Raw genomic sequence first — 13,967 nt, 5'->3', positions numbered from 1 at the left:
CTTGATCGGCGGCGGAATCTGGCTCTACATCCACTTCAGCGGTCGCGGCTGACCGCCCCCGCGTGAACAAGGCCGACTGCAGGATCGACGGATTCGGACCCATGCGACTCAAGTCCGCCGTCGTCAAGAAGGCCTGAACCCGACCCCGCGCCAAGGTCGCGGCCCCGCTCAGCTCTCGAATTCGCGGACGCGCAGCACGTCGAGGTTGCGGAACGTGGGCGGCCCGTCGCACAGCTCGGCCAACCGGGCCGCGAACTCGGCCGTCTCGGGGCGGTTGGAGTTCTCCATCGCCAGTTCGTGGGAGGGGAATTCCACGATGTTCAGATACACGTTCTCCTGGTCGAGGTCGCGGGTCTGCGCAGCACGCGTCGCGATGCGGTGACCCTCGTTCTTGGCGACCCAGGCGTCCAGGGCGGCGTCGAACTCGTCGATGCGGGTCGTCCGGTATTCGATGATCTGGATGAATGTCATTGCTCCGGCCCTCGGCGTTCGTAGTGACGGACGGGCCGCCGGCCGCGGGACAGCGGCCCCTGCCACCTTCCAGGGTCCCGCCGGCGCTCCGGACTCGCAAAGCCGCGCCCCGAGGTCGCCCGAGGCTCCGGTCCGCCAGGGTCGGCGTGTAGCCGCAGGCCGACAGGGAACGATCCCAGCCGGTGGCACCCGAAGGCGAGAGGGATCGTATGCGGATCGGCATCATCACGACCGCACGCCCGGGTCTGGAGCACCTGGCCACCCGCGCGGAGGAACTCGGTTTCAGTAGTTTCTGGGTATACGACACACCGTTGGTCCACGGTGATCCGTTCATCGGCCTCGCGCTCTGCGCCACGTCGACCGACCGAATCAAACTCGGTATCGGCGTCACCTCACCGGCGCTGCGCTCCGCGCCCGCCGCGGCGGCGGCGCTCGGCAGTCTCAACGCCCTCGCTCCCGGCCGCATCGTCTGCGGCGTCGGCACCGGCAACACCGCGCGCCGCACGCTGGGCATGCGGCCGGCGAAGACGGTCGAACTGGAGTCGTTCACCGCTGCCTTGCAGGATCTCACCGCGGGCCGCGAGTCGGACCATCACGAGGGAAGCCGGTCGAGCAGGGTGCGCTTTCTGCACGTCGACGGCTACGTCGACACCGAGGATCCGGTGGAGTTCGTCGTGGCCGCGTTCGGCCCGAAGGTTGCCGCCGTCGCCGGCCGCCTGGGTACGGGAATGATCTCCTTCGCGCTGCACGCCCCCGAGGCCTGGTCCGCGCTCGGCCGGGCCCGCCTGGCAGCGGCACGGGCCGCGGGCAACAGCGAGCAGGCGCATGCGTACCTCGTCTCCTCCCTGTACATCCTCGCCGACGGCGAGGACCGGTACGGCGATGCCGTCAAGGACGCGATGGGGCACATCGCGGTGAGCGCACTGCTCCTCGCCGTGGAGGACCCGGCCTTCCGCGCGGCCCTGCCGCAGGAGGAGTCCGCGGCTGTCGACCGCCTGCTCCACCTGCGCGGTACCACCGCCACCGACCCCAACCGCCACCACACGCTCTACCACAACTATCTCGGCCGACTGTCCCCCGAGGAACGCGACCTCGTCGTGCCGTCACTGGTGGACAGGTTCGGTCTGATCGGTACCAGGGACGAACTCGGAGAGCGGATCGACGCGCTGGAGAAGTCGGGCGTCGACGAACTCGTGATCCAGCCCGTGGTGAACCCCGAGGCGGAAATGGCCGAACTCGCCCGGCTCCTGCCCTGACGCCGCACGGCCCGATCACGGCGGCGCTGTCCCGAACATCGTCCGGGCAAGACCCAACCAGGCCCGAGGGTGTTCCGCTTGTCCGACCGCCGTCAAACGTGCCTCGAAAGAGTGAACTCCGGGGTCACGATGCCACGGCGACGGCGCCGACGGCCGGCCCGAAATCCCGGCGCCCTGGCCGCTGTCCGCTCTCCGACGGCTCGCCGCCAGTCGTCCTCGAAGGCGTCTCCGCCCGAAAACCCCATTGCCGTCGACGCCTCGCACCGCCCACGGTGGACGCCGTGAACCGATCCTCCCGACGTCGTCGTGACCCGGCCGCCGAGACCATCGCCCGCGGCGTGGCCAGTGGCGAGGAACTCTTCGGTGGCAAACTCGCCCACAACCACGGCGCGTTCGCCCATCAGGACGCGCACCTGCACCTGTCGCTGCTCGGCACGTTCCGGCAACTTCCCCGGCTGGTCGCGGCGTCGGTCCGGCTGGCCTGGCGCACCGACCCCCGGGCGTTGTCGGCGGTCGGTCTCGCCGAACTCGGGCGGGGTGTGGCCGGAGCGTTCAGTCTGCTGGCCACCAATCAGGTCCTGGTGCGGTTGTTCGCCCAGGGCGCCACTCCGGACCGGGTACGGGCCGCGTTGCCGGCCCTGTTGGCGCTGGCCGCGTCCGGGGTGGTCGTGTCATTGCTACAGGCGCTCTCCACCGGCGCGGCCGGACGTCTGGAGCCCAAACTCGAACGTGTTGCCGAGACGTCGCTGCTGAGCAAGACGGCCAGGGTGGAGATGGCCACCCTGGAGGACGGCGACTTCAAACGCCTGCTGCAATCGGCGAGTTGGGGCACCGACGCCTCCCGGCGGATGATCTCCTACACGATCGGCATCGCCAACGCGTTGATCTCCCTCGCCGCCGCCGCAACCGTGCTCGCCGTGCTGCATCCGGTGCTGCTGCCGCTCCTCGCGTTGATCACCGTTCCCCAGGCTTGGGGGGCGGTCCGCGATGCGCGCCGGCGCTACGCCTCCGTGCAGCAGTGGATCGACCACAACCGGCAGCAGGGCGAAGTCGCCTGGCATCTGCGGCACATCGGGGCCGGTCCCGAGATCCGCGTACACGGAGTCGGCGACTACCTGGTGGAACACTTCGAGCGGATGGCCGCGGCCGGCGAGGCCGAGGAGAGCCGACTCGCGCGCGCCGAAGCCGTCACCGGCCTGCTGTCCGCCGCCCTGGCGGGGCTGGCCACGGGCGTGACATACGTCGTGCTGGGATGGCTGACCTGGACCGGGCGCACCGGGCTGGCCGCCTCCGGCACCGCGGTCCTGGCGATCCGCACCGGCACCGGAGCACTGACCCGGCTCGTCGAACAGGTCCAACAAACGTACAAACAATCGCTGTTCGTCCAGGACCTCGAACGCGCCTGCGCACTCGCCGACGAACACGCCATCCCGCGCGGCGGCCTGCCCGTGGAGCGGTTCCCCGACCGCATCCGGCTCGACGATGTCACCTACACCTATCCCGGCCGCGACACCCCCGCCGTCGACGCCGTCTCCCTGACCATCGAACGCGGCCAGGTCATCGCGCTCGTCGGCGAGAACGGCTCCGGCAAGTCCACCCTGGCCAAGATCATCGCCGGGCTGTACCGGCCGCAGTCCGGGCACATCCGCTGGGACGGCATCGACGACACCACCTTGGACCGCGACCAACTCTTCGGCCGCGTCGCCCTGATCTCCCAGTCCTTCACCGAATGGCCGTTCACCGCCGCCGCCAACATCCGCATCGGCCGCCCCACGACGCGAGGGCACACCACCGACGGCGTCGCCACGACCGTGCCCGGCCCACGGGCACACCCCGACACCGCCCCGGAGCGCCCGGATCCCGCGCTCGAAGCCGCCGCCCGATACGCCGAGGCCGACCGCGTCATCGACGAACTCCCGAAGAAATGGCACACCCTCCTCGACCGCTCCTACGTCGGCGGAGTGGCCCTGTCCGGCGGACAATGGCAACGCATCCTCCTGGGCCGCGGCGTCTACCGCGACGCCGACCTGATCATCGCCGACGAACCCACCTCCGCCCTCGACGCCAGGGCCGAAATCGCCGCGTTCGAACGCATCCGCGCCCTCGCCGACTCCGGACGCACCGTCATCCTCATCACCCACCGCCTCGCCGGCACCCGCCTCGCCGACCACATCTACGTCCTCGACCACGGCGCCCTCACCGAACACGGCACCCACTACGAACTCCTCGCCCACGAAGGCCGCTACGCCACCATGTACCGCATGCAAGCCAACCAATACGAAGCCGGGCACAACGGCAGCGGACACAACACGGCTCAGCCACCGGGATAACCGCGTGAGGCGGCTGGTGACGGTGCGACGCTCAGGAGACCGTCCGGCGCGGCGGTCCGCAGGCACCGCGAGCAGGATCATCCGGGGCTGCGGCGTCGTGTTCAGTGGGGCGAGGGCAAGGGACCAGCAGGCCGCTCGGCGAGCCCCCGCGTTCGTGTCCCCGAGGCACTCCGTCGCGGCGGCGAGCGCGTCCGGGTCTGCCCTCTCGATCGCGGGACCAAGTCCCTCGACCGCCCACTTCCTGACCTCGGCATCGAGATGGCGGGTAAGCCCGGGAAGGGCTTCGCCGGCCCGCACCCCATAAATTCGAAACCGCAACGAGGGTAGCCGGGTCGGGTCGACCGTTGGCGGGCGGTGCACGGCATCGCGTCTCGTGGTCCGGGTGGACGTGGCATGGCCCGGATGGCGGACGAACCCGGCACGAGTCGCGTAGTCAGGCCGCGTCCCGGCCCCCGTCCCGCGCGGATCGTGGGCACGGGGCCGGGTGGGGGGTAGGCGGCGGCGTCAGGGTGTCGCGGCGGGCGAGGGCCGTGATGTGGGCCGCCGCCGCACACAGTGCGGTGACGACGAACGCCCTTCGCACGCCGACGTGTTGCACCAGGGGGCCGGCCAGGGCCGAGCCCGACGCGACCCCCGCGGCGCCGGCGCTGACGAGCCAGGTGTACGCCTCGGTCGGGGAATCGCGGGGCGCGAGGTGGTCGAGCATGAGGTACGCCGAGATCATCCGGGGCGCGTACGCGGCGCCCACGAACAACAGAAGTACGCCGAGGTGCAGAGCAGTTCTCGCCAACGCCAGCGGAACCACGCTCGCGGCAAAGGCACCCGAGAGCCATACATAGCGGCGGTCGACGCCGGATGCCCACGTGCGCGCGCCGTACCAGAGACCGCCGACCACGCTGCCGCCGGCCATGACGGCCAGGAGCAGTCCGGCCGTCGCGCTCCCGGCACCGGCCACGAACGCGGGCACCTCGATGTACAACATCCCGATCACCGCCCCGGCTGCGGCGAGGGTCAGCACCAGAGTGCGCATCCCCGGCACGCTCAACGCGCCGAGGGCTCCGGGGGCGTGAGCGGCACGCCCCCCGACCGAGCGCGACGGCCCGGCGATGGCGAAGGCGATCGTGCCGATCAGCGCCGCGATTTCGGCGAGGATCAAAACGGCCACCGGCGGGGCGAACGTCAGCACGAGTGACGCGATCAGTGGACCGGTCACCGAGATGAGGTCTTCGAGCAGCGCCTGGACCGCGTACGCGCCGGGCAGATCCTCGTCCGAATCCACCAGCACCGGCCACAGCCGGCGCATCGAACCGCCGAGCGTCGAACTCGCGGCGCCCACAACGGCGATCGGCGCAATCACGACCCATGCACCCTGTCCGGTGGACACGGCCGCGAGAAAGCCGGCCATCGCCACGGTCTGCGCGAGGACGAAGGGGATCAGGGTGCGGGTCTGTCCCCAGCGGTCCACCACACGTCCCCGGAACGGGGCGCTACAGGTGGTCCCCAGCATGAGCGCGGCCAGCGCCGCGCCGGACACCGAGTAGGAGCCCGACGAGCGGTGCAGCACAAACACCACGCCCAGGGGAAACATGCCGTTGGGCAGACGGCCGATGAACATCGGCACCACCAGGCGCAGCACCTGGGGAGTTCGAAGAACACGCAGATGGACACGGAAGGGATTCCAACCGGCGGACGGCACCGAAGTCTCCTCGGATCACTCGACACACGAAGTGACCTCAGGGCTTTTGTCCCGTCAGTTGCGGCGCCGGACTCCACCGACGCTGGCATCGCTCGGTCACGGACCTCTCGCCGATCCGTGCGCCACGACGACGCACGAGCGAAAGCGGAACCCTAGATGCAACGACACCGACCGTACCCGGGACGGACCTCGGACACCAGGGGCCCAGGCGGCCTGCGCGGCCACCACGCGCGGTGTCCGGACGGATGGATCGCCGTTTTGCATCGTGCGTCGATCCGAACGAATCCCTTGTCCGGGTGCACCGAATGGACTAGACCTCTGCTACGCCTGCCCCCTGGCGTATGGACGCACCACCGGAACCAGGAGATCGTGTATGCCCGTTCGTCCCTCCGGTCTGCTCGCGGCCGTCACCGCCGCCGTGCTGCTGGCCACCGCCACCACCACCGCGCACGCCGCGAACGCCGCCGGCCACGAGTCCCAGGGCCCGAAGCCGAAGGGCCAGCGGATCGGCTACTTCACCCAGTGGGGCGCCGACAGCTCCGCCAAACGGGTTCAGGAGACCGGCCAGGCCGCGAAGCTGACCGTCATCAACTACGCCTTCGGCAACGTCTCCGCCGAGGGTACCTGTTTCGAGGCCAACATCGAGGGCCAGGGTTACGCCTACGACGACTACCAACGTCCGTTCACCGCAGCCCAGTCGGTGGACGGCGTGGCCGACGCGCCCCGTCAGGCGCTCAAGGGCCACTTCAACCAACTGCGCAAACTCAAGGGCGAGAACCGGCAGCTCAGGACCGTCATCTCGCTCGGCGGCTGGGCCTGGTCCAAGTACTTCTCCGACGCGGCCGCCACCGACGAGTCCCGCAAGAAGTTCGTCTCCTCCTGCGTCGACCTCTACATCAAGGGCAACGTACCGAGGCTCGACGGCGCCCCGGAAGGCGGTCCCGGCGCCGCCGAGGGTGTCTTCGACGGCATCGACGTCGACTGGGAGTATCCGGGTGGCGGCGGCGCGGAGGGCAACGTCTCCCGTCCCGAGGACGGCCGCAACTTCACCCTGCTGATGGCCGAGTTCCGCAAGCAGCTCGACGAGTACGCCGCGCAGCGCGCCAAGGCGCAGGCCCACGGCAAGCCCCGGCACTACCTGCTGACCGCCGCCCTGCCGGCCAGTTCCGTGGTCGCCGACCGCCTGGAGATCCCCGCGGTCTCCGCCTCGGTCGACTACATCAACCTCATGACCTACGACCTCCACGGCAGTTGGGAGGCCAGGGGCCCCGCCAACCACCACGCCAACCTGTACTCCGACCCCACCGACCCCGACGTCCGCCAACGCAGCGCCGACAAGGCCGTCGACCACTACGCCCAACTCGGCCTGCCGTCCGGGAAGACGGTCCTGGGCGTCCCGTTCTACGGCCACGGATGGACCGGCGTTCCGGCGGGCGACCGCAACGGCCTCTACCAGAAGGCCGGCGGCACCGCACCGGACCTCACCTACAAGGAACTCGGTACCCGCCCCGGCAGGACCTACGTCGACCGCGTCCACGGCGCCTCGTGGAAGTACGACGGCGACACCTTCTACAGCTTCGACAACTCCGAAGTCCTCACCGCCAAGGCCCGCTACACGCGCCGCAACGACCTGGCCGGCGTGATGATCTGGGCCCTGGACGGCGACGATGCGCGCGGCAGCGCCGTGGCCGCACTGGACCGCGGCCTGCGCCGCTAGGGCGTCGGAAACCGCAGTGATCGGTGCCCCTGGATGACACCAAAGCGCCGCCCCTGCCCGGGAGTTCGGGCAGGGGCGGCGCGTTCGGAGGGTGGTTACACCGCCAGTCGGTGCACGCTTCCGTAGGTCGTGCCCGCGAACAGCCACCGGCCGTCGGGCGATACGGTCAGCGACGATACCGACGGTTCCGGCAGGTTCTTCGTGATCGAGCCCCAACTGCGGCCGCCGTCGTTGCTGCGGAGGACTCCGAGCGCCGGGGAATGGTATTCGTGCGAGCCCGCGAACACCGTCGAGCCGTCCGGGGTGAACGCCAGCGAACTCAGGTAACCGCTGAGGTCGCCGGCCGCCTTCGTCAGGTTCTTCCCGTCGTCGGTGGTCACGTACAGCGCGTCCCTGGCGGCGATGACCGCGTGGCCCGGGGTGCGCGGGTTCAGCGCGATCGCGCTCACCCAGCCGTCGAGGAGCTTGGTCAGGGTGACGCCGCCGTCGGTGGTGCGGAACAGCCCGTTCGGGCCGCCGAACCAGGCGCTGTCGGGGTCCACCGGGTCGACCGCGACGCTGGTGAAGCCGTTCAGGTCGTCGTGCCCGTTCTGGACCAGGGACTCGCCGCCGTCGTTGCTGGTGTACACGGCCGACGGCGAGTGGGTGGCGATGTACAGCCGCTTCGGGTCACCCGGGCTGACCGCGATGCCGAGTGCCTTGCCCGGTACGGCCGTCTGCGTGATCGTCCACCGCACGCCCGCGTCGGTCGACTTCTCCAGGTAGAAGCAGGGTTGATCGAAGGTGCAGGTGTTGCGTACCCGGTACACCGTCGAGGGGTTCGACGGATCGGTGGCCAGGCCGTCGATCCGATTGCCGATGGTGTGCGGCGCCGAGCCGGAGAAGCCCCATTCCTGGTACCCGCGCGGCAATCGGCTCTTCAGGGGCGCGGACGACTGGTAGGTGCCGGTCATGGTGCCCGCGACGATCGTCGGGCCCGACTTGCCCCGGGCGACGGTCAGCGACAACACCTCGGAGCCGGGCACCCCGATCCGGCGGAAGGACTGGTGGTCGTCGGTGGTGTAGATGCCCGCGCCGGCCGAGATGACATCGGTGCCGGGCCGTCCGGGGAACGTGCCGATGCTCTCGTACAGGTCGATGCGGGCCAGGCCCGCCTCGGGACGCCAGGTGCGGCCGTTGTCGCGGCTGCCCCACTGCTGCATCTCGCCGGTGGACTGGTTGACCTGGATGTGCAGCCGGCCCGAGCCGTCCACGACCGCGGCCAGGACCACCACGTCGGTGCCCCACGGCCCGCGCAGCGCCCGCCAGTGCGCACCCCGGTCGGTGGAGACCTGCGCGACCGCCAGGTCGCCCCGGGCGACCAGGGTGCCACCGGTACCGCTGAACTGATCGACGCCCGCGCCGGTCGAGCCGGGGCGGGGCAGCTTCACCGGGGTCCGCGCGCCTCGGCGCAGCACCCAGACGTCGGCGCCGGCGGTGAAGTACAGGTCGCCGTCGGTGAACTTCGGGTTCCGCGCGTCGGCGGGGGCACCGGCCAGCAGTTGCCAAGTGTTGCCATTGTCGGTGGTGACGCGCACACCGTCGGCGCCCGTTACGTACAGCCGCGCGCCGGTCGGGTCGAACACGACGCCGCTGACCCCGCCCGGGGCGTCCAATACTTGAGTGAACGTTTTGCCGGCGTCGGTGCTGCGCAGCACGTACCCGCGCCAGTGCTCCTTCTCCACGCCGCCCGCGAACACCACGTCGGGCCGGAGCGGGCTGGCCGCGATGCCGCCGGCGTCCGTGGCGTCCACGGGCAGTTCGTTGCTCTGCTGCCAGGTGGTGCCCCGGTCGTCGGATCGGAAGACGACGTTGCCGATCGGGGTCTGCACGTAGGCCCGTTCGGGCCGGGCGGGGGTGAACGCCAGTTTGCCCCCGCTGCCGTTCGGGCCGACCTGCCGCCATTCGTTGCCCCGGGTGGCCAGGGTCGTCGGCGGGTCGGCGGAGTCCGCGGGTTCCGCTCCGGCGGGCACCGCGCCGAACGCGCCGAACACGGTGCCGAAGGCCACCGTGGCGATCAGGAGTAGTCGGCGCCGGGACACCTTCGGTGAACTCGACCGTGAATGTTGTGCGTTGAACATGCCGTCTCCCATGGGGCCGGTGGTGTGCTCTTTGTAGTCGCGGCTCCCGACGGTCGGCCAGGTGTGGCCGCCGGCCGGTTGCGGCCGGCGCCGGAATCGGCCATGCTCGCTCGCCATGGAAAATGACGAGTTGGTGTTCGGCGCCGTCGGGGTCGCGCCGTTCGACGAGCGGGTCTATCGCACCGTTTTGGCCGGACCGCCGGTCACTGTGCGCGACTTGGCGGAGCGCACCGGCTCGGGCGCCGAGCGGCTGCAGTCGGCCCTCGCCCGGCTGCGCGGCCACGGTCTGGTCAGCCGGCTCTCGGGCCGCCCCACCCGGTGGGCGGCCGTCAGCCCCACCGCCGCTCTCGCCGCCCTGGTCCGCAACGCGCACGCCGACCTCGGCCGGGTCACCGAGACGGCCGCCGAACTCGAGGCCGTCTACCGCGCGCTCGGCGAGACCGCCCGCCCCGGCGACGGCGTCGAACTGCTGACCAGCGCCGACGAACTCGGCCGGTGGTTCGCCCGGCTCCAGCAGGAGGCCACCGAGGAGATCATGAGCCTGGACCGGCCGCCGTACGTCCTGGCCCACGGCAACCCGCTCCAACACACCCTGCTGGGCCGCGGGGTTCGGTACCGCACGATCTACGCCCCCGAGTCGTTCGAGATACCCGGGAACCTGGACGTCGTGTCCGGCCTGTCGCAGGCCGGCGAAGAGGCCCGGGTCCTCGCCGACGTCCCGCTGAAGATGTCCGTCGCCGATCGCCGGATCGCCCTGCTGCCCCTGCACCTCGACCCGCCCATCACCCGCAGCGTGGTCATCCGGGGCACCACCCTCGTCGACGCCCTGGTCACCCTGTTCGAAGGGCTCTGGACCCAGGCCGTCCCCCTCACCGCCGCCGGCTCCGAGTCGGCGGACGACCCGCTCGACGCGGAGGACCGACGGATCCTGAACCTGCTGCTGTCCGGACTCAAGGACGAGACGATCGCCCGGCAACTGGGCATCAGCACCCGGAGCCTGCGCCGGCGAATGCGGGTGCTCCTCGACGAGTTGGGCGCGGAGAACCGTTTCCAGGCCGGCGTTCAGGCGGTGCGGCGCGGCTGGGTGTAGGGGCGCTCACACCGGCGGTTGGGGCGGCTCCCGGCTCCCGGCACCCGGCACCCCGACCGCGCCGGGACGGGCGCGCTACGCCGGTGGGCCGTCCGGGAGCGAGGACGGGGCCGCGGCGGCCACTCGTACCCGCGATCGGGCCGGGCGCGCCGGGGCGTCGCGGGGGAAGGCGAACACGAGGCCGACGGCGGCCACCGCGATGGCCATGGCGGTCAGATATGCGATCCGGAAGCCGTCGTCGGAGGGTGGTCCGCCCGGAACGAGTATCGGGTTGTGGGTCATGATCAGTGCGGCCACCTGGGTCCCGACCGCCCCGCCGAGCGCCCGGGCGACGGTGGTCAAGGCGGTGGCGACACCGACCTGTTCGGGCGCCACGGCCGAGGCCGCGACGACGAAGATCGCCGTCGAGCCGGCCGCCGCGCCGATCCCGGTCAGCACCAGTCCGCACACGATCTGCCATGGCTCGTGGTGATACGCCAGAGTCAGCGCGCCGGCGGCGAGCGACGCCATGCCCACGCCGGCGACGACCCGGCTGCCCACATGTCGGGCCGCGAGGCCGGCGAGCGGTGAACTCAGCACCGCCGCGGCCAGAGCCGCACAGAGGTGGTAGCCGATCTCGGAGGCATTCGCACCGAGCCCCAGGCCCGTGGCCTTCGGCAGGGCCAGCAGTTGCGGGACGAGGTAGACGACCATGCTGTAGATCCAGCCCTGTGCCACGCCGACGCTCACCGGGCCCCAAATACCCCGTCGGCGGAGCAGCGCCGGAGCCACCATCGCATGCTCGACCCGGTTCTCCACGTACACCCACCCGACGAGGACCACGACCGAGGAGGCCACCAGGGCCAGGCTCGTCGCGGCGCCCCAGCCGTCCTTGGGTGCCCGGTCGAGCCAGATGAACAGCAGGGCCAGGCCGACGGCGAGGGTGGCCGCACCGGGCCAGTCGACCCGGGAGGGGCCCGCCTTACCGCCCGGGCACGCCTTACCGCCCGGCCGCGCCACCTCGGACGCCGGCGTCCGCAGCCCGGCGGCGGTCAGGTGGAACAGCACGCCCCCGGCCGCCGCGCACAGTGTCGGGAGGGCGTACATCCAGGCCCGGGACAGTGAATTCGCGATCGGTCCGGCGAACAGCACGCCCGCGCAGTTGCCCGCCGTGATCGCCGCCATGAACGTGCCCATCGGCGCCTTCAGCCGATCGGGCGCGTACAGCGAACGCAACACCACGAAGCCGATCGGGATGACTCCCGTGCCGGTGCCCATCAGGATCTGGCCGACCAGGAACATCGTGTAGGAGCGCGCCGCGGCCGATACGAGGCCACCGCAGGTGACCAGGAACAGCACGCCCGCCATGGTCCGGCGCGGACCGTGCAGATCGGCGAGGCTGCCGGCCAAGGGGGTCGAGACGGCGGCGCTGACGGTCAGCGCGACCGCCCACGTCGCGGCCTTGGCGGGCCTGATGTCCAGATCGCTCTGCAGCATCGGCAACGCCGGGAGGATCAGGCTCTCCAGCGCCGCGACGGCCATCGCCGTGACGGCCAGCGCGAGGAACAGGAGGGTGGCGCGTCTACCGGATGGGGTGTCACCCGTTTCGGCGGAGTCGGAGGTGATGGCGGAGCGTTTCATTGCGTGGGACTCATTTCTCTGGGCACGATTCACCCGGGATCCGCGCAGAATCCGCATGGGAATCCGAGCGAAATCCGAGCGAAATCCACGCGAGTATTCGAATACGCCGAATCGACCCGCGTGGCTGCGTGGCTGTGCGGGCGCGTGGGCGCGCGGGCGCATGGGACCAGAACGTGGGGTCGTTCTCGGATTATCGGGAGTCTTGCGCCCTGTTCGATATTCGACGGTCGATAGTCGATTCAGATGTTCGGGTAGCGCTCCACCCACGGGGCGGCCTCTTCGACCTCCGCCGCCAGTCGCAACAGAAGGTCGTCCCGCCCCCACCCCGCGGTGAACATCACGCCGATCGGCATGCCTCGCGCGCTCCACTCCACGGGCAGGCTCAGGGCGGGAAAGCCGGTCGCGTTGGCGAGGACGGTATTGCCGGTGAAGGCCGTCATCGCGGCGAGTTCGCCCGCCGGGTCGGCGTCGTCGCGCAGTTCGCCGAGGGTCTGTGTCGGGCGGGTGATCGTCGGGGTGATCACGATGTCCACGTCGGCGTGGTCGAGCGTCCACGCGCGGGCCCGCGCCTGCAACGTGCCGAGTGCCGCGGCCAGTTCGGCCGCCGTGGTCCGGGTCGCGATCGCGCGCAGATGCCGGACGATCGGGCGCAGCAGGGGCTCCGCGCCCGGCGGTAGCGGCAGGCCGCCGGCGAGGGACGCGAAGGCCAGGGTGAACGACTCGGTGAACAGCGGGTCCTCGGCCTGGTCGCGACGCACCACGGTGTGCCCGAGGGATTCGAGCAGCAGCCCGGTACGGGTGGTCGCCTCCGCCGACTCGGCGGCCACCGGGCCACCGGAGATCGACCCGTGTGCGACCGCGATCCGCAGACGTGGCAGCGGCCCGTCGCAGGCCGCCCGGTAGCCGCCCGCCGAAGGCGCCGGGGGATGCACGGTGTTCGCGCCGGGCCTCGAGGCCAGGACGTCCAGGAGCGCGGCCGTGTCGCGTACGGTCCTGGCCAGTGGTCCGCGCGCCGACAGGCCCATGTTGTCACCGCGGTCGGGGCCGGTGGTGATCAGGCCCCGGCTCGGCTTGAGGCCGATCACGCCGCAGACGCTCGCCGGGGACCGCAACGACCCGGCGGTGTCGCTGCCCTGCGCGAACGGCAACAATCGTGCGCCCACCGACGCCGCCGCGCCGCCGCTGCTGCCGGCGGCGCCGCACGCGGGGTCGAACGGGCTGCGCGCGGGCGGGGCGATGTCGGGTTCGGTGTAGCAGGCGGCGCCGAACTCGGGCACCGTGGTCTTGCCGATGTCGATGAGGCCGCCGGCCCGCAGGATGGTGACTATTTCGCCGTCCGCGTCCGGGATCCAGTTTTGGAACACCCTGCTGCCCAAGGTCGTGCGAATTCCGCGCGTCTCTTCGAGATCCTTGATGCCGATGGGCACTCCGAAGAGCGCGGGCGGCGGCTCGTCGCGCCTGTCGCGCAGGGTTCGTTCGGCTCGGCGTGCCGATTCCCTGGCGTGTGTGTCGGCGATCGTGGTGAATGCCCCGACCGTGTCCGCCTCGGCGGCGCGCCGAAGGAAATGGTCCACGACGTCCACCGGGGAGGTTTCTCCGGAGGCGATGACGGAACCGAGGTCCAGGGCCGATAGTTCGTGCAATTCAGGCATGCGCAGCGCACCTCG

9 protein-coding genes and 1 pseudogene are annotated in these 13,967 nt (G+C 71.0%); 4 read left to right on the top strand and 6 right to left on the bottom strand.

Annotation, left to right across the window (positions count from 1 at the left end; translation table 11 throughout):
* Positions 1 to 168: 168 nt before the first annotated feature.
* The gene (locus tag ACMXN5_RS45985) at positions 169 to 471 is read right to left on the bottom strand and encodes a hypothetical protein (protein ID WP_439680830.1); all 303 of its coding nucleotides are present in this window, start codon (positions 469 to 471) and stop codon (positions 169 to 171) included.
* 209 nt (positions 472 to 680) lie between these two features.
* Between ACMXN5_RS45985 and ACMXN5_RS45980 the strand changes: the two genes are divergently transcribed.
* Together ACMXN5_RS45980 and ACMXN5_RS45975 are read left to right on the top strand one after the other, a co-directional pair.
* Positions 681 to 1,727, top strand: a complete 1,047-nt coding sequence (locus tag ACMXN5_RS45980) for an LLM class flavin-dependent oxidoreductase (RefSeq protein WP_439680829.1) — start codon at positions 681 to 683, stop codon at positions 1,725 to 1,727.
* A 281-nt stretch (positions 1,728 to 2,008) separates the two neighbouring features.
* On the top strand, positions 2,009 to 4,057 hold the full coding sequence (locus ACMXN5_RS45975; protein WP_439680828.1) for an ABC transporter ATP-binding protein: 2,049 nt from the start codon (positions 2,009 to 2,011) through the stop codon (positions 4,055 to 4,057).
* Positions 4,058 to 4,183: 126 nt separating this feature from the next.
* On the opposite strand, the pseudogene ACMXN5_RS45970 reads toward ACMXN5_RS45975, so the two are convergent.
* Positions 4,184 to 4,354, bottom strand: a pseudogene (locus ACMXN5_RS45970) (HEAT repeat domain-containing protein); the annotation flags it as partial.
* Positions 4,355 to 4,490: 136 nt separating this feature from the next.
* Entirely contained in the window at positions 4,491 to 5,753 is a 1,263-nt protein-coding gene (locus ACMXN5_RS45965; protein WP_439680827.1) for an MFS transporter, read from the bottom strand.
* Between the two features lie 373 nt (positions 5,754 to 6,126).
* Here ACMXN5_RS45965 and ACMXN5_RS45960 point away from each other — a divergent pair, with 373 nt between their 5' ends.
* Positions 6,127 to 7,470, top strand: coding sequence for a glycoside hydrolase family 18 protein (locus ACMXN5_RS45960; RefSeq protein WP_439680826.1), 1,344 nt, complete (start codon positions 6,127 to 6,129; stop codon positions 7,468 to 7,470).
* Positions 7,471 to 7,565: 95 nt separating this feature from the next.
* On the opposite strand, the gene ACMXN5_RS45955 is transcribed toward ACMXN5_RS45960, so the two are convergent.
* The gene (locus ACMXN5_RS45955; protein WP_439680825.1) at positions 7,566 to 9,590 is read right to left on the bottom strand and encodes a WD40/YVTN/BNR-like repeat-containing protein; all 2,025 of its coding nucleotides are present in this window, start codon (positions 9,588 to 9,590) and stop codon (positions 7,566 to 7,568) included.
* A 115-nt stretch (positions 9,591 to 9,705) separates the two neighbouring features.
* Between ACMXN5_RS45955 and ACMXN5_RS45950 the strand changes: the two genes are divergently transcribed.
* Complete coding sequence (locus tag ACMXN5_RS45950; RefSeq protein WP_439680824.1) at positions 9,706 to 10,680, top strand: helix-turn-helix domain-containing protein; 975 nt, start codon at positions 9,706 to 9,708, stop codon at positions 10,678 to 10,680.
* 75 nt (positions 10,681 to 10,755) lie between these two features.
* Here the strand turns inward: ACMXN5_RS45950 and ACMXN5_RS45945 are convergent, their stop codons facing one another.
* Both ACMXN5_RS45945 and ACMXN5_RS45940 read right to left on the bottom strand, forming a co-directional pair.
* On the bottom strand, positions 10,756 to 12,300 hold the full coding sequence (locus tag ACMXN5_RS45945; RefSeq protein ID WP_439680823.1) for an MFS transporter: 1,545 nt from the start codon (positions 12,298 to 12,300) through the stop codon (positions 10,756 to 10,758).
* 239 nt (positions 12,301 to 12,539) lie between these two features.
* Positions 12,540 to 13,952, bottom strand: a complete 1,413-nt coding sequence (locus ACMXN5_RS45940; RefSeq protein ID WP_439680822.1) for an amidase — start codon at positions 13,950 to 13,952, stop codon at positions 12,540 to 12,542.
* Between the last annotated feature and the right edge of the window lie 15 nt (positions 13,953 to 13,967).

It is taken from the genome of Embleya australiensis (assembly GCF_051903075.1).
Lineage (GTDB): Bacteria > Actinomycetota > Actinomycetes > Streptomycetales > Streptomycetaceae > Embleya.
Note: the sequence above shows the minus strand (reverse complement) of the source record. Positions and strands in the feature narration are given on the sequence as shown.

Bases quoted from the DNA above. Each gene is read 5' to 3' on its own strand.
- ACMXN5_RS45985 (WP_439680830.1), bottom strand. From the start codon at position 471: ATGACATTCATCCAGATCATCGAATACCGGACGACCCGCATCGACGAG.
- ACMXN5_RS45980 (WP_439680829.1), top strand. From the start codon at position 681: ATGCGGATCGGCATCATCACGACCGCACGCCCGGGTCTGGAGCACCTG.
- ACMXN5_RS45960 (WP_439680826.1), top strand. From the start codon at position 6,127: ATGCCCGTTCGTCCCTCCGGTCTGCTCGCGGCCGTCACCGCCGCCGTG.
- ACMXN5_RS45955 (WP_439680825.1), bottom strand. From the start codon at position 9,590: ATGTTCAACGCACAACATTCACGGTCGAGTTCACCGAAGGTGTCCCGG.
- ACMXN5_RS45950 (WP_439680824.1), top strand. From the start codon at position 9,706: ATGGAAAATGACGAGTTGGTGTTCGGCGCCGTCGGGGTCGCGCCGTTC.
- ACMXN5_RS45945 (WP_439680823.1), bottom strand. From the start codon at position 12,300: ATGAAACGCTCCGCCATCACCTCCGACTCCGCCGAAACGGGTGACACC.
- ACMXN5_RS45940 (WP_439680822.1), bottom strand. From the start codon at position 13,952: ATGCCTGAATTGCACGAACTATCGGCCCTGGACCTCGGTTCCGTCATC.